The organism is Pseudomonas sp. NBRC 111139 (genome assembly GCF_001753955.1).
Classification (GTDB): Bacteria; Pseudomonadota; Gammaproteobacteria; order Pseudomonadales; family Pseudomonadaceae; genus Aquipseudomonas; species Aquipseudomonas alloputida.
The window spans coordinates 49,870-67,495 of sequence record NZ_BCBP01000026.1; the positions used below are offsets into that span (position 1 = coordinate 49,870).

General features: G+C 62.2%; 16 protein-coding genes, 1 tRNA gene and 1 pseudogene. 11 read left to right on the plus strand and 7 right to left on the minus strand.

The genetic code is table 11. The annotated features are described in order from the left end of the window. The first annotated feature begins 5 nt into the window (after positions 1-5). From ybgF to BJQ17_RS09380, 4 genes are all read left to right on the plus strand, one after another. On the plus strand, positions 6-812 hold the full coding sequence (gene ybgF / locus BJQ17_RS09365; protein ID WP_003254754.1) for a tol-pal system protein YbgF: 807 nt from the start codon (positions 6-8) through the stop codon (positions 810-812). Positions 813-980: 168 nt separating this feature from the next. Beyond that, positions 981-1,628 carry a 7-carboxy-7-deazaguanine synthase QueE gene (gene queE, locus BJQ17_RS09370; protein WP_003254753.1) on the plus strand — a complete coding sequence of 216 codons (648 nt, stop codon included), beginning with the start codon at positions 981-983 and terminating at the stop codon, positions 1,626-1,628. After that, positions 1,628-2,320 (plus strand): 7-cyano-7-deazaguanine synthase QueC, encoded by a 693-nt coding sequence (gene queC / locus BJQ17_RS09375; RefSeq protein ID WP_080634937.1) that lies wholly within the window; start codon positions 1,628-1,630, stop codon positions 2,318-2,320. Before queE ends, queC begins: the two co-directional genes overlap by 1 nt. Before the next feature lie 60 nt (positions 2,321-2,380). Next, positions 2,381-2,456, plus strand: a tRNA-Lys gene (locus tag BJQ17_RS09380). A 93-nt stretch (positions 2,457-2,549) separates the two neighbouring features. Here BJQ17_RS09380 and BJQ17_RS09385 read toward each other — a convergent pair. The 4 genes and pseudogenes from BJQ17_RS09385 to BJQ17_RS09395 form a co-directional block, all read right to left on the minus strand. After that, positions 2,550-3,509, minus strand: coding sequence for a cation diffusion facilitator family transporter (locus BJQ17_RS09385; RefSeq protein WP_003254751.1), 960 nt, complete (start codon positions 3,507-3,509; stop codon positions 2,550-2,552). A 148-nt stretch (positions 3,510-3,657) separates the two neighbouring features. After that, complete coding sequence (locus tag BJQ17_RS32480) at positions 3,658-4,413, minus strand: methyl-accepting chemotaxis protein (protein ID WP_370688784.1); 756 nt, start codon at positions 4,411-4,413, stop codon at positions 3,658-3,660. Between the two features lie 102 nt (positions 4,414-4,515). Further along, positions 4,516-5,724 (minus strand): annotated as a pseudogene (mcpU, locus tag BJQ17_RS32485) (methyl-accepting chemotaxis protein McpU); the annotation flags it as partial. A gap of 66 nt (positions 5,725-5,790) precedes the next feature. Then, complete coding sequence (locus BJQ17_RS09395; protein ID WP_003254749.1) at positions 5,791-7,143, minus strand: APC family permease; 1,353 nt, start codon at positions 7,141-7,143, stop codon at positions 5,791-5,793. A 446-nt stretch (positions 7,144-7,589) separates the two neighbouring features. Between BJQ17_RS09395 and BJQ17_RS09400 the strand changes: the two genes are divergently transcribed. Both BJQ17_RS09400 and nadA read left to right on the plus strand, forming a co-directional pair. Further along, a complete protein-coding gene (locus tag BJQ17_RS09400; RefSeq protein ID WP_070095933.1) occupies positions 7,590-9,098 on the plus strand; it encodes a YdgA family protein in 1,509 nt (502 codons plus the stop codon). A 274-nt stretch (positions 9,099-9,372) separates the two neighbouring features. Continuing rightward, on the plus strand, positions 9,373-10,431 hold the full coding sequence (gene nadA / locus BJQ17_RS09405) for a quinolinate synthase NadA (RefSeq protein WP_070095934.1): 1,059 nt from the start codon (positions 9,373-9,375) through the stop codon (positions 10,429-10,431). A 165-nt stretch (positions 10,432-10,596) separates the two neighbouring features. Here nadA and BJQ17_RS09410 read toward each other — a convergent pair whose 3' ends face one another. Further along, the gene (locus BJQ17_RS09410) at positions 10,597-12,033 is read right to left on the minus strand and encodes a M48 family metalloprotease (RefSeq protein ID WP_003254746.1); all 1,437 of its coding nucleotides are present in this window, start codon (positions 12,031-12,033) and stop codon (positions 10,597-10,599) included. 122 nt (positions 12,034-12,155) lie between these two features. Here BJQ17_RS09410 and BJQ17_RS09415 point away from each other — a divergent pair, with 122 nt between their 5' ends. Next, the gene (locus BJQ17_RS09415; protein WP_003254745.1) at positions 12,156-12,395 is read left to right on the plus strand and encodes a sulfurtransferase TusA family protein; all 240 of its coding nucleotides are present in this window, start codon (positions 12,156-12,158) and stop codon (positions 12,393-12,395) included. Positions 12,396-12,415: 20 nt separating this feature from the next. Next, positions 12,416-13,486 carry an AI-2E family transporter gene (locus BJQ17_RS09420; protein ID WP_003254744.1) on the plus strand — a complete coding sequence of 357 codons (1,071 nt, stop codon included), beginning with the start codon at positions 12,416-12,418 and terminating at the stop codon, positions 13,484-13,486. A gap of 35 nt (positions 13,487-13,521) precedes the next feature. Here the strand turns inward: BJQ17_RS09420 and BJQ17_RS09425 are convergent, their stop codons facing one another. Together BJQ17_RS09425 and BJQ17_RS09430 are read right to left on the minus strand one after the other, a co-directional pair. Further along, positions 13,522-13,995, minus strand: coding sequence for a peroxiredoxin (locus tag BJQ17_RS09425; protein ID WP_070095935.1), 474 nt, complete (start codon positions 13,993-13,995; stop codon positions 13,522-13,524). Between the two features lie 11 nt (positions 13,996-14,006). Next, positions 14,007-14,567 (minus strand): glycine cleavage system protein R, encoded by a 561-nt coding sequence (locus BJQ17_RS09430; RefSeq protein ID WP_003254741.1) that lies wholly within the window; start codon positions 14,565-14,567, stop codon positions 14,007-14,009. A 259-nt stretch (positions 14,568-14,826) separates the two neighbouring features. Between BJQ17_RS09430 and dapA the strand changes: the two genes are divergently transcribed. From dapA to BJQ17_RS09445, 3 genes are read left to right on the plus strand one after another with little or no spacing between them, the layout of a single operon-like run. After that, entirely contained in the window at positions 14,827-15,714 is an 888-nt protein-coding gene (gene dapA / locus BJQ17_RS09435; protein WP_003254739.1) for a 4-hydroxy-tetrahydrodipicolinate synthase, read from the plus strand. Between the two features lie 15 nt (positions 15,715-15,729). Next, positions 15,730-16,851 carry an outer membrane protein assembly factor BamC gene (bamC, locus tag BJQ17_RS09440; protein WP_003254738.1) on the plus strand — a complete coding sequence of 374 codons (1,122 nt, stop codon included), beginning with the start codon at positions 15,730-15,732 and terminating at the stop codon, positions 16,849-16,851. Further along, the gene (locus BJQ17_RS09445; RefSeq protein ID WP_003254735.1) at positions 16,852-17,610 is read left to right on the plus strand and encodes an MBL fold metallo-hydrolase; all 759 of its coding nucleotides are present in this window, start codon (positions 16,852-16,854) and stop codon (positions 17,608-17,610) included. The last annotated feature ends 16 nt before the right edge of the window (positions 17,611-17,626 follow it).

A 17,626-nucleotide genomic window follows, 5' to 3' on the forward strand; every position in this document is an offset into this window, starting at 1 on the left:
TTCTTATGCGTATGTGCCGCCGTGTAGTAACCGTCCTCGCACTCAGCCTGCCGCTTGCGGCCTGGGCTGAGGTCCCTGTAGTAGATGACAACGCAGGCAGCTATCCGCCTGCGGGTTATGGCACGAGCGGCGCCTATGCCGGGTCAGGGGCTTCGGCCCCTGCCTCTGCACAGGGCCAGCTGTTCATGCAGCTGCAACAGATGCAGGATCAGCTTTCCCGCCAGCAAGGCATCATCGAAGAGCTGCAAAACGATGTGTCGCGCATGAAGCAGGAAAACCTGGAGCGTTACCAGGACCTGGACCGTCGCATCAACAGTGGCGCTGCGCCTGCCGCAACCCCTGACAATTCCTCCGGTGGTGGTGCGTCCAATGCCGCCCCCGATGCCGCAGCAGGTGCTGCTGCGCAACAACCGGCCGGCAGTAGCCAGCCCGGTGATCCGGCGAAAGAGAAGCTCTATTACGACGCAGCTTTCGACCTGATCAAACAGAAAGACTTCGACAAGGCCAGCCAGGCGTTCAACGCCTTCCTGCGCAAGTACCCCAACAGCCAGTACGCCGGTAATGCCCAGTACTGGTTGGGTGAAGTGAACCTGGCCAAGGGTGACCTGCAAGGCGCCAGCCAGGCCTTTGCCCAGGTCAGCCAAAAGTACCCGAAGCACAGCAAGGTGCCAGATTCGCTGTACAAACTGGCTGATGTCGAGCGCCGTATGGGCCATACCGACAAGGTAAAAGGCATCCTCCAGCAGGTCGTCACCCAGTACCCCGGCACCTCTGCCGCTCAACTGGCCCAGCGTGACCTGCAGAAGCTCTAGGCGTTGTCGCTGTACCGCTCGAAAGAAACCCGCGCCAGTCGCGGGTTTTTTCGTTAGAATCACTGCCCTTTTTTCGTAAACACGCTGCTGCGGATAACGCGATGTCGAGTCCGCGACAGTGCCTGACGGAGGCGGACAGCCTGTTTAGCTGTCACGCCCGTGGCGAGCATGCAAGACACATTACGCATCACCGAAGTCTTTTACTCTTTGCAGGGTGAGACGCGAACGGCCGGGCTGCCTACGGTATTTGTGCGCCTCACCGGTTGCCCCCTGCGTTGCCAGTACTGCGACAGTGCCTATGCCTTCAGTGGCGGTACCGTTCGCACCCTTGATTCGATCCTTGAGCAAGTGGCCGGCTTCAAGCCGCGCTACGTCTGTGTCACCGGTGGCGAACCGCTGGCCCAGCCCAACGCCTTGCCATTGCTGCAGCGGCTGTGTGACGCCGGTTACGAGGTGTCGCTGGAGACCAGCGGCGCGCTGGATATTGCCGGCACCGACACCCGCGTCAGTCGTGTGGTCGACCTGAAAACCCCAGGCTCCGAAGAGTCGCACCGTAACCGCTACGAGAACATCGAGCAGCTGACGCGCAACGACCAGGTCAAGTTCGTCATTTGTTCCCGTGAGGATTATGACTGGGCGGTATCCAAGCTGATCCAGTACAACCTGGCAGAGCGTGCCGGTGAGGTGTTGTTCTCACCCAGCCATCATCAGGTAAACGCCAGTGACCTGGCTGACTGGATCGTTGCTGACAACCTGCCCGTACGCTTCCAACTTCAGCTGCACAAGCTGCTGTGGAACGACGAGCCCGGACGTTGATTGAGGAGCACGTACACATGACAGAAAAACGCGCAGTAATCCTGTTGTCCGGCGGCCTGGACTCGGCCACCGTGGTTGCCATGGCCAAGGGCGAAGGCTACAGCTGCTACACCATGAGCTTTGACTACGGCCAGCGTCATCGCGCCGAGCTGAACGCCGCTGCCCGCGTGGCCCGCGACCTGGGTGTGGTCGAGCACAAGGTGATTGGGCTGAACCTCGACGGCATCGGCGGTTCGGCATTGACCGACAGCAGCATCGACGTGCCGGAAGCCCCGGGTGAAGGCATTCCGGTCACTTATGTGCCGGCGCGCAACACCGTGTTCCTTTCGCTGGCGCTGGGTTGGGCAGAAGTGCTGGAAGCGCGCGACATCTTCATTGGCGTCAACGCCGTCGATTACTCTGGCTACCCGGATTGCCGTCCCGAGTTCGTCGAGGCCTTCGAGCGCATGGCCAACCTGGCGACCAAGGCTGGCGTAGAAGGGCAGGGTTTCCGCATCCAGGCGCCGCTGCAGAACATGAGCAAGGCGCAGATCGTGCAGGCCGGTATGGCCCGTGGTGTGGACTACAGCCTGACCGTTTCCTGCTACCAGGCCGACGATGACGGCCGCGCCTGTGGCAAATGCGACAGCTGCCGCCTGCGCGCCGACGGTTTCAAGGCCGCCGGTATCGAAGACCCGACTCGGTATTTTTGAAAAAATCGTGATGGGGTGTTGAATTCTCGTTAGAAATCAGTATTATACGCGCCATCAAATGGGTCGTTAGCTCAGTTGGTAGAGCAGTTGGCTTTTAACCAATTGGTCGTAGGTTCGAATCCTACACGACCCACCATACGCAGTCCGTGAAAGCCCGCTACCAGAAATGGTCGCGGGCTTTTTCGTTTGCGCTACGGGTTTCGGAAAAAGGGCGCAGCGCGCCCACACATTACTCGGCCCATTCCGGGTCGCCAGTGAACACCACTGTCAGCCAGCGGTCCGGCCCTTCGCCGCCTACCGCGTCGCCAATCTCGTTGCGCCAGGCATCCCATTCATCGATGGTCTTCGCCGCCATGGTTTTGGGCACGATGAAATACAGTTCGATCTCCCGCGAACGCCCGACCTTGGCGACATAGGCGCGGTAAGACTGCAGGCCGTGGCGAGCGACGAAGGCCTTGGCCACCTCATCTACGTGCAGCTTGAGGTCGCCAGGGGTGACCAGGAAGATTTCAGACAGCGCCTGACGCACCACCGACATCGGCAATGGCACGATCACCAGGCACACCAGCGCCAGCACCGCCGGGTCAATATAGGGTGATACCCATTCCAGCGAAGTGCCTTGCACGGCATAGCCAAAGCAGAAGGCGATCAGCAGTGCGGCAGTGATGCTGGCCGACATCACCCAGCCCTTGACGTCCATGCGCACGAAGTCTGACTTTAGTTTGCGGTTGGCGCGGGCCTCGATGACGGCGATGGTCACGCAGGTGATCACCGTCAGCGCCGCGTAGACCATGGCAATGCCGAACTCCAGGTGGCGTCCGCCTTGCAGCAGGCTGCTGACGGCATTGATCAGCGCGTAGATGGCCACGCCGCCGAGCAGAATGCCGTTGAGCGCCAGTACCATGGGTTCCAGGTGCCAGAAACCCATGGTGAAGCGCTCGCGCAGCTTGCGTGACATCTGCACGCTGGTGGTGTGCGAAGTGATCAGCTTGACCACGACCAGCGAGAGCCCGCTCATGCTGGCGTCGACCAGCGAGTATACGCCGTCGAAGACGATGGAAAACGAGCCGGAGGCAAGGCCGAAGGCGATGCCGATGCTGGCGATGAACAGGGTGGCGGCGATCGAGGTGCGTAAAAGTCCTTGTTCGCTGGTGATGTCGAAGAAGGTGGATCGGGTTGCGGTTTGCATGAGTAGTGCTCAGTAAAAACGATGATGCTGTTGTGTCTGTTCCGGCCTCTTCGCGGGCAAGCCCGCTCCTACAGGGGCTGGCGCCGCCTACAAGAGCAGTGCAAATCCCGTGTAGGAGCGGGTTTACCCGCGAAGAGGCCCTCACAGGCTAGACGCGAAACTGCTCCATTAGCGCTTGCTGCTGGTTGGCCAGCCGGTTCAGGGCCTGACTGATGCGTGCCGATTCATCGGCCTGCCCGGCCAACGATTCTGTCACGTCTCGAATGCCGGCCACGTTACGGTTCACTTCCTCGGCCACCGCGCTCTGCTCTTCCGCCGCCGAGGCTATCTGCAAATTCATGTCGCTGATCACCGCCACGGCCTCGCCAATACGCTGCAGTGCCGGTAATGCCTGCTCCATGCGTGCGGCGCTGTCCTGGGCCTGGCGTTGGCCTGCATGCATGGCCCCCACCACGTCCTGGGTGCCTTGCTGAAGGCCCTCGATGACCTGGCGAATTTCCTCTACCGAAACCTGCGTGCGCTGGGCCAGGCCGCGCACCTCATCGGCAACCACGGCGAAGCCACGCCCGGCTTCGCCTGCGCGGGCCGCTTCGATGGCGGCATTCAGTGCCAGCAGGTTGGTTTGCTCGGCAATGGTGCGGATCACTTCAAGTACCGAGCCGATTTGCCCGCTGCGGTCTTCCAGTGCACGGGCCTCGTCCATGGCAGTGTTCATGCCTGCGGCCAGGCGGTCGATGCCCTGGCGCGTGCTGTCCACCAGTTGCAAGCCTTCCTGGCTGGCCTGATCCGCGGCGCGTGCGGCCTGGGCCGCCTGCGAGGCGTTGTGGGCGACATCCAGAGCGGTGGCGCTCATTTCATTGGCCGCTGTGGCCACCTGTTCGATTTCGCGATGCTGTTGCTGCATGCCGTTGCTGGTCTGGCTGGCGATGGCAGCCGATTGGTCGGCGGTGTCGCGGGCCTCCTGCAGCGACCCTTTGACCTGGGCAATGACCGGTTGCAACTTGTCGAGGAAGCGGTTGAACCAGCCGGTGAGCAGGCCCAGTTCATCCTGGCGGGCGTAGTCCAGGCGACGGGTAAGGTCGCCTTCGCCACTGGCAATGTCTTCCAGGCGTGCCGCCACGGCCAGGATTGGCCGGCTAACGCCGCGAGCGGTCAGCCACACCAGCAGCAAACCCACGATTGCCGTGCCAAGGCCTATCAGCAGGCTGGTGAGGTTGGCATTCTGGTTATGGGCATCAAGGCGCTGGTTGAGGGCTACGGCAGGGGCCTGCAGCACGCTTTCCGGCACTTCCAGCCATACCTGCCACGGGGCTGTGTCAGGGATTGGCGTGAAGGGGTGGGCCACGCGTAGCAGGCCGTCGGCTACCGCATTTGCCATGGGCTTGCCGAGCGTGCTGTCGTCGCGGCTGTTGCCCGCCAGCAGGCCGGCGGCGGTGGCGATACTCACCTGGCCCTGGCCGTCGAACAGGTCGCGGCGGCCGTCCACACTCAGTTGCTGCAGGTTGGCCAGGCCGATGTCCAGGCCGACCACGCCGACTACCTTGCCGTGTTCCAGCAGTGGCAGAGCGATGCTGGTCATCAGCACCTGACGGCCGTTGACCTCGTCGAGGTACGGTTCGAGCATGCAGGTCCTGGCGGTGTCCTGCGGGCAGGTCAGCCAGCGGTTCTTCGCCGCGCCGTTGCTGCCGATGCTGGTGTCGCCGAGCATCGTTTCCGGCATGGCTTCAAGTTCCAGGGTGCCGGGGCTTGGTTGGGACCAGTACAGCGAGAAACGCCCGCTCTCATTGCTGCCCAGGGCGTCCTGCCCGAGGTAGTGGCTGTCCTGCTGGTCCAGGGCATTGGGCTGGAACACCAAATACAGGCCAATCACATCCGGGTTGCCGGCCAGGCTGGCACGCGCCTGGCGGGTCAGTTCGGCGCGCAGGTCGCTACCACCACGGGCCTTCAGCACCTGTACCAGGCGGGCAAAGCCATTGCCGTACTGGTAGGCGTCCATGAAGTAGCGCTGGATACGCAAGGCCTGAGTTTCGGCGTGGGCCTGCAGGCGCTGGCGGGCGCTGTCTTCGAGCATGGCAGTGTTGGCCTGGTTGACCAGAGCGGCGCTGCGATGGGCCTGGGTCAGCGAGGTGGCTACCAGCAAGGCGACAATGGCCAGCAGGCACAGGCCGGCGAGGAGTGTGATCTTCCACTGGATGGAGAGGCGACGCAGCGGCATGAGGGCTTTCCTTTTCGAACAAATGCAACGCCCGCGATCAGGCGCGGGCGTTGTTGGCAGCGTGGGTCATTCGGCGACGTAGTTGGGCGGTGCCGCGCGGAAGGCTTTGGTCAGCCAGCCCAGGTAGATCAATCCGAGCGCAGCCCAGATGCCGCCAAACATCAGCGAATGTGCGTTCAGGTCCAGCCACAGCGAGACGATGATGCAGAAGCCGATGGTCGGCAGAACCAGGTACTTCAACTGGTTGCTGAGGCCTTTGCGATTGCCTTCACGCAGGTAGCAGTGGTTGATGACCGACAGGTTGACGAAGCTGAACGCGACCAGGGCGCCGAAGTTGATGATGGAAGTGGCGGTAACCAGGTCGAAGAAGATCGCCGATAGCGAAATCAGCCCTACGACTGCAATGTTCAGCACTGGCGTCTTGTAGCGCGAATGCAGGCGGGCGAAGACGCTGGCCGGGATCACGTTGTCGCGGCCCATTACATACAGCAGGCGTGACACGCTGGTTTGCGAGGCCAGGCCCGAGGCGATGGTGTTGATCACGGTGCAGGCGATGAAGATCGACTGGAAGAGCTTGCCGCCAACGTACAGGGCAATTTCCGGCAGGGCTGCTTCCTGGTCGTGGAAGCGGGCCATGGTCGGGAAGTAGGCCTGGATGAAGTACGACACGGTGATGAAGACCACACCGCCAATCAGTGCGGTGAGGAAGATCGCCCGGGGAATGGTCTTGGCCGGATCGCGGGTTTCCTCGGACAGGCAGGTGACCGCATCAAAGCCCAGGAACGAGAAGCACAGGATGGTTGCACCGGCGGCCAGGGCACTGAACTGGGTCTGGCTGTCGGCGAACGGTATCAGGCTCCAGGTGGTACCCAGCCCTTCACCCTGGTCCAGGCCGCGCACGCACAGGTAGATGAACACGGCGATGATCGCCACCTGTACACCCACGAACAGCAGGTTGAAGTGGGCCACCAGGTTTACGCTGCGCATGTTGATCAGGCTGATCAGGGTGACGAAGCCGGCGACCCACATCCACTCAGGTACTTCCGGGAACATGGCCGAAAGGTACAGCTTGGCCAGTAGCGCGTTGACCATCGGCAGCAGCAGGTAGTCCAGCAGTGAAGACCAGCCCACCAGGAAGCCCACGTGCGGGTTGATCGCGCGCTGGGTGTAGGTGTAGGCCGAGCCCGACTGCGGGAAGCGTTTTACCAGGGTGCCATAGCTCACCGCGGTGAACAGGATGCCGGCCAATGCCAGGATGTAGGCGCTGGGTACATGGCCAGCGGTGATCCCGCTGACGATGCCGAAGGTGTCGAACACGGTCATCGGGGTCAGGTAAGCCAGGCCGATGATGATCACGTGCCAGAGGCGCAGGGTTTTGCGAAGTTGGCCGTTGCCGGAAGCGCTGTGGTCAGGCTGCATGCTGGCATGGCTCCTGCTGCTGGGCGTAAACGACGGGCACGGTGTATTGCGCATGCGGCAAGGGCGAGCGGGTGGGCTCCATATTGTTCACCTTTTATGTTGGAGCGGCGGGAGGCGCGGTGGGGCGCGCAAAGTGGTGAAAATAAAAAACGATGGGTAGGTGGGTGTCAAGTTAAACATGACAAGATGTTGCAATATTGAAATATTTATCGATTAAATACGGGATTTGTTCGGTTGTTGCGCGTTTTTTTGCGATTCTGATCAATTTGAGTGTTCGTAAAAATTAACGAATCCTTTGCTTGTTTCACCTGGCTGTCGGATGTGTCCGAAAAATGGCATTTCTCGAGCTGGGCCAGCACTCGGCCCAATCGGGGGTGGTACTCTTCGATTTCTGCGTGGCCTCTGGCCGCCTTCGAAGCCCTTACGGACAGCAATCGGTTCTATTCATGAAGAAATCAGTTGGCATCCTTTCCGGCCTGGCTATCGCCATTGCCGTCGCAACCACCGCAGGCGCCTGGTACACCGGCAAGCAGCTGCCGGCAGAGCTGGACAACGCCCTTGCACGCAGCAACGCCGAACTCAAAAAGGCCTTGGTCAGTACCGGTGGTAGCATGAGCATCGAGCGTGTGTCGCTGGAGCAGCATCTCTTCAGCAGCACTGCCCAGTACCGGCTCAAGGCTCGCGACATCAACGTGGGGCAGGGCGAGGTGATCAATTTTGACGTGGGCGTGACCGACCAGATCGAGCACGGCCCGTTTCCCTGGTCGAGGGTCAGGGCACTGAAGCTGATGCCGGTAATGGCGGTCAGCAACAGCACGCTGCAGAAGGATGAAGCCGTCGCGCCATTGTTCGCCGCTGCGGGTGAAAAGGCCCCGATCAGCGCGCAGACCAGCCTGGGTTACGGCGGCAGTGTGGTCAGCCAGGTTCAGTTGGCGCCGCTCAAGTTTGACGAAGCGGATGGCAACACCTTCGACTTTTCGGGCATGCAGTTCGAAGTCAGTGGGGACAAGGAGGGCAAGGCCTCCAAGTTCCGCGGCCAGGCCGACAGGCTGGTGATGAAGCGTGTGCATGACGACCAGCCGCCGGCCACGTTCGAGCTCAAAGGGCTGACGTTTGGCGGTAACCTCGCAGCCACCGCGCACGATGCCATCTATGTCGGTAACGTCGATCTGGCGTTGGCTGAAGCCAAGGTCACACTTGGGCCGAAACAGCAGGTGCTGTTGATCAAGGGCCTGGAACAGAACGCCTTGCAAACCCTCGACGGCACGGACACCGTAGGTGGCCGCGCGGCGTACAAGGTCGGCGACATCAGCTGGGATGGCCGCGCGGTAGGCAAGGCGCAGATGGCGGTGAGCGTGACTTCGGTAAACGCCCCGGCGCTGCAGGCCTTGTCGAAGTGGTACCAGTCGCACTTGCCGGAGTTCGAGGCCGCCAGTGCGGCTGGCCAGCCGGTGCCGCAGATCCAGATGGACGACGCCGAAAAGGCCCGCTTCCAGGGTGACTTGCAGAAGTTGCTGGCCGCCAAGCCCAAGCTGGCGGTGGAAAACCTGTCGTTCAAGACCGCCAATGGCGAGAGCCGCTTCAACCTGTCGATGGACCTCGCCGCACCGGCCAGCTTCGACCTGCCGCCGGACCAGCTGAGCAAGCAGATCATCACGGAGGTGAAAGGCAAGCTGTCGCTGTCCAAGCCGATGATCGGTGACCTGGCGACCTTGCAGGCCTTGCTGGATGGCCAGACCGATGCGCAAGCGATTGCCATGCAGTCGAGCCAGGCGGGGGAGATGGTCGGCATGATGGCGCTGCAGAGCGGCATGGCCACCGTGCAGGGCGATGATGTGGTCAGCAGCCTGCACTATGCCGATGGCATGGTCGATTTCAATGGCCGAAAAATGACCGTGGAAGAATTTGCCATGTTCATGGCGGCGCATCTGGGGGCCCTGTCGCCGCAGGGGTGATGGTTTCTCCTGTTGCGGCCTCTTCGCGGGTGAACCCGCTCCTACCAGGATTTCACAGTGTAGGAGCGGGTTTACCCGCGAAGAGGCCAGCACAGGCAACACAAAAACCCCTTTAGTAATCGCTGGATTGTCTGTAGCCTTCGGCCTCCGATAATAATCCGCGCCCGCAGAGGGCCGTGGCGGTCAGCATGCCGTCCGGCACCCTTAGCCGATCTGCCAGGGCCGGGTGATACACTCGATTTGACGCGCAAGCGCGCCTGCAGGTCCAGCGATCATGACCCAGATTTCCGAACGCCTTTTGGTTCAGGCCCACCTCGACGCCAAGCAGCCCAACCCGCTGACAGCCGAGCAGGAGGCCGAATACCGTGCGGCCATCGCTGCCGAGCTCAAGGCCCAGAATGCCGTGCTGGTTGCCCATTACTACTGCGACCCGGTCATCCAGGCGCTGGCTGAAGAAACCGGCGGCTGCGTGTCCGACTCGTTGGAAATGGCCCGTTTCGGCAAGAACCACCCGGCCGAAACGGTCATCGTGGCCGGTGTGCGCTTCATGGGCGAGACGGCAAAAATCCTCACCCCGCAAAAGCGCGTGCTAATGCCGACACTGGAGGCCACTTGCTCGCTCGACCTGGGCTGCCCGGTAGAAGAGTTCTCGGCCTTCTGCGACCAGCACCCTGAGCGCACCGTGGTGGTCTACGCCAACACGTCCGCAGCGGTGAAGGCACGCGCCGATTGGGTGGTGACTTCGAGCTGTGCCCTAGAAATTGTCGAAAGCCTGATGGACAACGGCGAAACCATCATCTGGGGCCCGGACCAGCACCTGGGCCGTTACATCCAGAAGCAGACCGGTGCCGACATGCTGCTGTGGGACGGTGCCTGTATCGTTCACGAAGAGTTCAAGTCGCGCCAGTTGGCTGACATGAAGGCGCTGTACCCGGATGCTGCGATCCTGGTGCACCCCGAGTCGCCGGAAGCGGTGATCGAGTTGGCCGACGCGGTGGGTTCCACCAGCCAGCTGATCAAGGCTGCCCAGACCCTGCCGAACAAAACCTTCATTGTCGCCACCGACCGCGGCATCTTCTACAAGATGCAGCAGCTGTGCCCGGACAAGGAATTCGTCGAAGCCCCCACCGCCGGCAACGGCGCGGCATGCCGCAGCTGTGCGCATTGCCCGTGGATGGCGATGAACACCCTGGAGCGGGTGCTGGATTGCCTGCGTAATGGCACCAACGAGATTTTCGTTGACCCGGCGCTGGTGCCCAAGGCGATCAAGCCGCTTAATCGCATGCTGGACTTTACCCAGGCGGCGCGGCTGAAGCTTTCCGGTAACGCTTGAGGTTGCCGGGGCCGCGTTGCGGCCCTATCGCGACACAAGGCCGCTCCCACAGGGATCGCGCCAGTTTTTAGAAATTGAGCAAGACAGCTGCTCTCACATGGCCCTGCAGACGCCTGTGGGAGCGGCCTTGTGTCGCGATTGGGGCGCAAAGCGCCCCCAAAATCCTCAGCGCCCCATCATTTCCTGAACCATGCGCCGTTGCTCCATGATCTCGCGCTGGCGCTGGTCAATCTGTGAGGCCAGCGGGAAATTCCCACCCGCCCGGCGCTTGGCGTAATCCAGCTGCTGGATTGCCTGATCAAAGTCGCCGACCAGCGTGAAGTACTCGGCACGCGCCCGGTGCAAGCCAATGGTATTGCCCGACAAACCACGCACCTCGGCCATGTCGTACCACACATCCGGGTCATCCGGCCGACTCTTCACCAGCTCGTTCAACACCTTCTCGGCCTCAGCCGGCTTGTTCTGTTTCACCAGCAGGTCGGCACGCACCTGTTTCAACGGGTAGTTGCCCGGGTACAGCCCCTGCATCCGTTCGGCGCGCTGCTGGGCGTCGGCAAGACGGTTGTTGGTGATGTCCAGGTCGATTTGCGCCAGGTTGTAGGTGATGTCGTTGGGCGCCTTTGCCAGCAGCGGCTTGAGCATTTCACGGGCCTCGTTCAATTGCCCGCCCTTGATCTGTGCCAAGGCCAGGCCATAACGTGCGGCATCCAGTTTTGGGTCTTCGTCCAGCTGGGCGCGGAAGCGCTTGGCGGCAAGCCCCGGCGTGCCTTCGTAGGTCAGTGCCACCCGGGCGCGGATCAGCTGGTAGCGCATGCTGTCTTCAATACCACCCTGGGGCGCCTGGTCGGCGCGGTTACGGGTGTCGGCAATACGTGATTCGGTCACCGGGTGGGTCAGCAGGAACTCCGGCGGTTTTGCGTCATAGCGATACTGGCGTGCCAGGCGCTCGAACATGGTCGGCATGTTGCGCGGATCGTAGCCGGCCTTTTCCAGGTTCTGGATACCGATGCGGTCAGCTTCCTGTTCATTTTGGCGCGAGAAGCGCCGTTGCTCCTGAATGGCCGCCGCCTGGGTGCCGGCAATCATGCCGATGCCCGCATCGCCGGCGCCACCTGCGGCCAGCACGATGCCGGCCAGCAGCGCTGCCATCATCGGCAACTGCATACGCTGCTGGGCCTCGACACCCCGTGCGAAGTGGCGTTGCGACAAGTGCGCCAGTTCGTGGGCCAGTACCGAGGCATATTCGCCCTCGGTCTGGGCGTTGAGGAACAGCCCACCGTTGACCCCGACAATGCCACCCGGGGCGGCAAAGGCGTTCAACTCGCGGCTGTCGATCAGGATGAATTCCAGGCGCCGGTCCTGCAGCTGGCTGGTTTCGGCCAGCTTGTACACGCTGGTTTCGACGTAGTCCTTGAGCTGTGGGTCGTTGAGCTGATTGACCTGGCCGCGCAGCAGGCTGAGCCAGGCACGGCCCAGTTGGTGCTCCTGTTGCGGCGAGACGATCGCAGAACTGGCATCACCCAGTGATGGCAGGTCGTCAGCATGGCCGGGAAGGGCCATCAGGCAGGCCAGCGTCAGCAGGGTAGGGCGCAGTAGATTCATGCATGAAGCTCGCGTCGGATCAAAGATACCTACTGTAGCGGGCTCACACGTTGGCGACCAGTGGCGCTATCCTAGCCAGCCATGCCAAGAAGCACCCTGGCGATGCCTTTGGAGACCCTGCGATGAGTAACACCCTGACCTGCGACGCCGAACTGGACGCCAGCGGGCTGAATTGCCCTTTGCCACTGCTCAAGGCCAAGATGGAGCTCAATCGCCTGGCCAGTGGCGCGGTGCTCAAGGTTATCGCCACGGACGCAGGCTCCCAGCGCGACTTCCGCACTTTCGCCCAGTTGGCCGGTCATACCCTGCTGCAAGAAACGGCCGAGGCCGGTACCTATACTTACTGGCTGCGCAAGGCCTGAGTCTTTTCCAAGGATCGTCAATGTTCAAAGTGCTTCGCGACTGGGTGCAGCGCTACTTCTCCGATGAGGAAGCGGTGGTGCTGGCGGTCCTGTTGTTCCTGGCTTTTACCGCCGTGCTCACCCTGGGCGGCATGCTCGCGCCGGTGCTGGCGGGCATGGTGCTGGCGTTTCTGATGCAGGGGCTGGTCAACGCCCTGGAGCGCGTGCGCGTACCGACACGCCTGGCGGTGATGCTGGTGTTCGCCTTGTTCATGGGCGCACTGGCGGTGTTCATGCTGGTGCTGGTACCGCTGCTGTGGCATCAGCTGATCACGCTGTTCAACGAGCTGCCGGGCATGCTCGGCAAGTGGCAGTCGTTGCTGCTGCTGCTGCCGGAGCGCTATCCGCACCTGGTGTCGGACGAGCAGGTATTGCATGCCATCGAATCGGTGCGCGGTGAAATTGGCAAGTTTGGTCAATGGGCGCTGACCTTCTCGTTGTCCAGCCTGCCACTGCTGGTCAATGCCATGATCTATCTGGTGCTGGTGCCGATTCTGGTGTTCTTCTTCCTGAAGGATCGCGAACTCATTGGCCGCTGGGTCAGTGGCTACCTGCCGCGCCAGCGCACCTTGCTGAACCGGGTGGGCAGCGAGATGAACCGGCAGATCGCCAACTACATCCGCGGCAAGGGTATCGAGATTCTGATCTGCGGCATTGCCACTTACATCGCCTTCATCAGCCTGGGGCTCAATTACGCAGCGCTATTGGCGTTGCTGGTGGGGCTGTCGGTGGTGGTGCCTTACGTGGGCGCGGTGGTCGTGACCGTGCCGGTGACCCTGATTGCGCTGTTCCAGTGGGGCTGGGGCGACCAGTTCATCTACCTGATGACGGTCTACGCGATCATCCAGGCGCTGGATGGCAATGTGCTGGTACCGCTGCTGTTCTCCGAAGCGGTGAGCCTGCACCCGGTGGCGATTATCTGCGCGGTGCTGCTGTTTGGCGGGCTATGGGGGTTTTGGGGGATATTCTTCGCCATCCCCCTGGCGACGCTGATCAAGGCCGTGCTGGATGCGTGGCCCAAGCAGGAGCCTAGCGTTTCACCGATGCTTTGAATGTAATTGGGGCCGCAGAGCGGCCCCATTCAATTTCAAGCCTTGTTCAAGGCTTGGGCGGCCGCCAATACGGCATCCACATGCCCGGGCACTTTCACGCCACGCCATTCCTGGCGCAGCACCCCGTCCGTGTCGATCAGGAAAGTGCTGCGGTCAACGCCCATGTACTCCTTGCCATACAGCTTCTTCAGCTTGATCACGTCGAACAGCTGGCACAGGGCCTCGTCCTTGTCGCTGATCAGCTCGAACGGGAAGCCTTGCTTGGCCTTGAAGTTCTCGTGCGACTTGATGCCATCACGCGACACACCGAATACCACGGTGTTGGCCGCGGCGAAGGCGTCATGCTGGTCGCGGAAGCCCTGGCCCTCGGTGGTGCAGCCTGGGGTGCTGTCCTTGGGGTAGAAGTACACCACCACCTGCTGGCCCTTGAGTTCGGCAAGGCTGACGGTTTGCCCGCTGGTGGCCTGGGCCTGGAAGTCGGCGACAGGTTGGTCGAGTGCTACAGCCATGATCGGTTTCCTTACATTGGGTTCTGGGGACGCCATGGCTCGATCAGTGCGTCGAGGTTCAGGGCATCGGCAAAGTCCAGGAACTGGTCGCGTAGCCAGCTGATCTGCGTGCCGGCCGGCAGAATCACGGTGAACTGGGCGTTGAGCATGCTGCTACCGGTTTGCGGCGCCAGGTAGGTGTCGCAGGTCATGGCTTCCAGCTCGACGCGGTGGTCAAGGAAGAACTGGCACAGCTCGTTGATGATGTCCGGGCGGTAGGCAGCGCTGACGTAGGCCACATACGGAAGGGCCTGCGGGCGCACTTCCTGGTCCGCGCTGCGGACCACGTCGAGGGTCAGGCCGTGCTTCTTGCCCAAGCCTGGCAGGGTGGATTCGAGACGTGCCAGGGCGTCCCAGCTGCCGCCCACCTGCAGCACCAGGGCGCTGGTCTCGCCGTGGCGGCTCAGGCGCGAGGTGACCACCGCGCAGCGGTTTTCGAAGGCAGCGCGGCTGAGGACGTTGGCCAGCTCCATGGGGTTCGGGCCCAGGGCACTGATGACAAGGAATTGTTCGCGGACGGTGGGGGTGGACATGCAGCATTCCTAAAGCGATGAGCGGTCGGCACAGGACGGGCAAAAGCCTCCTGTCGGCAGGGCCCGGGGCTCGCATGCGAGGTCTTGGACGCTGGCGGGGAGCAAGGTCGACGGCCCGGCGGGCCGCGCTGCACCGATCAAAGGGCCAAGGGTAGCGAAATAAGCCGCCGAGGGGAATGCTCCACCCGCCTGCTTCGCTTGTGCAAGGTCGATGCCCCCAGTACCATTACCGCTCTCTTTTTCCGGCAGGAGCAGTTACATGATTGCGGGCAGTATGGTGGCATTGGTCACACCCATGGATGCACAAGGGCGTGTTGACTGGGGCAGCCTCGACAAACTTGTAGACTTCCACCTGGAAAACGGCACCCATGCGATCGTCGCTGTCGGCACCACCGGTGAGTCGGCCACGCTGGATGTCGAAGAACACATCCTGGTCATCAAGCACGTGGTCGAGCGCGTCAAACGCAGCGCCAAACCGATTCCGGTCATCGCCGGCACCGGTGCCAACTCCACCGCCGAAGCCGTGCACCTGACCCAGAACGCCAAGAATGCTGGCGCCGACGCCTGCCTGCTGGTTGTGCCGTACTACAACAAGCCAACGCAAGAAGGCCTGTACCAGCACTTCAAGCACATTGCCGAAGCCGTCGACATCCCGCAGATCCTCTACAACGTTCCCGGCCGTACCTCCTGCGACATGCAGGCCGAGACCGTGATCCGCCTGTCGACCGTGCCGAACATCATCGGCATCAAGGAAGCCACGGGCGACCTGGCCCGCGCCAAGGCCATTCTCGATGGCGTCAGCAAGGACTTCATCGTCATGTCCGGCGACGACCCGACTGCCGTAGAGCTGATCCTGATGGGCGGCAAGGGCAACATCTCCGTCACCGCCAACGTCGCTCCGCGCGAAATGGCGGACCTGTGCGAGGCCGCCCTTGAGGGCAATGCCGAGAAGGCCCGCGCAATCAACGAAAAACTCATGCCGCTGCACAAAGACCTGTTCTGCGAGTCCAACCCGATCCCGGTGAAATGGGCGCTCGTCGAAATGGGCCTGATGCAAAAAGGTATTCGCCTGCCACTGACCTGGCTGAGCGAAGGCTGCCACGAAAAAGTCCGTACTGCCTTGCGCCAGTCCGGCGTACTGGTTTAAGAGGAAGTACACCGCATGAAGCGACTGGCTGGTCTTTCCGCCCTTGCCCTGATTATCTCCACCACCAGTGGGTGTGGCTGGCTGTGGGGCGAGGATGGCTATTTCCGCGACCGCGGCAGTGACTACCTGCAGGCGCACCCGACCGCGCCGATGCAGCTGCCGCCGGACGCCAGCAACGTCAAACGCCTTGACCCGCTGCTGCCGATTCCGCGTAACGTCGCTGACGATACCGTCAAGGGTGAGTTTGAAGTGCCTCGCCCGCAACCGTTGACGGGCGGTGCCGCCCAGGTCACCGACTACAGCCTGCAGCGCAGCGGCAGCAGCCGTTGGGTGCTGGCCCAGCATTCGCCAGCCGAAGTGTGGCCGGTAGCCCGGCAGTTCTTCGAGGATAACGGCTTCCGCATTGCTGAAGAGCGCCCGCAGACGGGTGAGTTCAACACCACCTGGCAGCGTTTCGACGAACTGTCGGCATCGCTTGGCCAGCGTCTGGCCAGCACTGCCAGCAGCGGCGACAGCGAGGTGCGTGTCCGTGTGCGCATGGAGCCTGGCGTGCAGCGCAACACCTCCGAAGTGTATGTGGTCAGCGTCGAGCGCCCGGCCGGCAGCACTGCCGAGCCTGCGTTCCCGTCCAGCTCCAGCAATACCGGCACCGATGCCCTGCTGGTCGACGAAATGCTTGCCAGCATGAACCGCAGCGCCGAGAAGGGCGGTTCGGTGTCGCTGCTGGCCGCGCGCGATTTCGACGCCCCAAGCCGCGTCAGCCTGAGCGAAGACGGCAGCGGCAACCCGGTGCTGTACCTGGGCTCCGACCTGGACCGCGCCTGGTCTGGGGTGGGCCGTGCGCTGGAGCAGGGTGGCGAATGGCGTGTTGAAGACATCAACCGCAGCCTGGGCCTGTACTACATCAACCTGTCCGAAAAGCCTGACGACAAGCAGAACCAGCCTGGCTTCTTCAGCCGCCTGTTCGGCAGCGAGCCGACCAAGGAAGAGCGTGAAGCCCGTGCCGAGCGTTACCAGGTTCGCCTGAGCAAGGTGGGTGAGAGCGTGCAGGTCACGGTCGAGAAAAACATCAACACCGTGGCTCCGGCCGATGTCGCCCGCCGTGTGCTGAGCGCCATTCAGGACCACCTGGGCTAAGTGCGCTTCGCGGTACTCGGAAGCGGCAGCCAAGGGAACGGCACGCTGATCGCCAGTGGTGACACGTTCATCCTGGTCGATTGCGGCTTTTCCCTGCGTGAAACCGAGCGGCGCCTGGCGCTGCTCGGGGTTTCTGCCGCTCAGCTCAGTGCAGTGCTGGTCACCCACGAACATGCCGACCACGTGCATGGGGTCGGCTTGCTGTCACGGCGCTACAATGTACCGGTCTACCTCAGCCAAGGGACTTTGCGCGGCATGCGCAAGCCGGTGGAGGTGGCCGGTTTTCTCGCGTGTGGCCAAAGCCTGCGTATCGGCAGCCTGGAAGTAACCGCAGCGCGGGTCGAGCACGACGCCTACGAGCCGTTGCAGTACGTGGTCAGCGACGGCAAGCGGCGCTTTGGCATGCTGACCGACCTGGGCTCTTACGACGCGCTGTTGCTGGAGCGTTACCAGGGCCTGGATGCACTGCTGATCGAGGCCAACCACTGCCGCGACCTGCTGGCACGTGGTCACTACCCGGCTTTTCTGAAGCAGCGGGTGGGTGGCATGCAAGGGCATTTGAACAACCACCAGGCCGCGCGCCTGGTGCACGAGTTGGGCTGGAACAACCTGCAACACCTGGTGCTGGCCCACCTCAGCAGCAAGAACAACCTGCCACACTTGGCCCGCCAGTGCTTTGTCGACACCCTCGGGTGTGACCCGGACTGGCTCCAGGTGGCGAATCAGGAACACGGGCTCGACTGGCGCGAAATCGCCTAGCCCAACACCTCAAGCA

Excerpts from the sequence above, each read along its gene's own strand:
- ybgF (WP_003254754.1), top strand. The coding sequence starts at position 6 with ATGCGTATGTGCCGCCGTGTAGTAACCGTCCTCGCACTCAGCCTGCCG.
- queE (WP_003254753.1), top strand. The coding sequence starts at position 981 with ATGCAAGACACATTACGCATCACCGAAGTCTTTTACTCTTTGCAGGGT.
- BJQ17_RS09385 (WP_003254751.1), bottom strand. The coding sequence starts at position 3,509 with ATGCAAACCGCAACCCGATCCACCTTCTTCGACATCACCAGCGAACAA.
- BJQ17_RS32480 (WP_370688784.1), bottom strand. The coding sequence starts at position 4,413 with ATGCAGCAACAGCATCGCGAAATCGAACAGGTGGCCACAGCGGCCAAT.
- BJQ17_RS09395 (WP_003254749.1), bottom strand. The coding sequence starts at position 7,143 with ATGCAGCCTGACCACAGCGCTTCCGGCAACGGCCAACTTCGCAAAACC.
- BJQ17_RS09400 (WP_070095933.1), top strand. The coding sequence starts at position 7,590 with ATGAAGAAATCAGTTGGCATCCTTTCCGGCCTGGCTATCGCCATTGCC.
- nadA (WP_070095934.1), top strand. The coding sequence starts at position 9,373 with ATGACCCAGATTTCCGAACGCCTTTTGGTTCAGGCCCACCTCGACGCC.
- BJQ17_RS09410 (WP_003254746.1), bottom strand. The coding sequence starts at position 12,033 with ATGAATCTACTGCGCCCTACCCTGCTGACGCTGGCCTGCCTGATGGCC.
- BJQ17_RS09415 (WP_003254745.1), top strand. The coding sequence starts at position 12,156 with ATGAGTAACACCCTGACCTGCGACGCCGAACTGGACGCCAGCGGGCTG.
- BJQ17_RS09420 (WP_003254744.1), top strand. The coding sequence starts at position 12,416 with ATGTTCAAAGTGCTTCGCGACTGGGTGCAGCGCTACTTCTCCGATGAG.
- BJQ17_RS09425 (WP_070095935.1), bottom strand. The coding sequence starts at position 13,995 with ATGGCTGTAGCACTCGACCAACCTGTCGCCGACTTCCAGGCCCAGGCC.
- BJQ17_RS09430 (WP_003254741.1), bottom strand. The coding sequence starts at position 14,567 with ATGTCCACCCCCACCGTCCGCGAACAATTCCTTGTCATCAGTGCCCTG.
- dapA (WP_003254739.1), top strand. The coding sequence starts at position 14,827 with ATGATTGCGGGCAGTATGGTGGCATTGGTCACACCCATGGATGCACAA.
- bamC (WP_003254738.1), top strand. The coding sequence starts at position 15,730 with ATGAAGCGACTGGCTGGTCTTTCCGCCCTTGCCCTGATTATCTCCACC.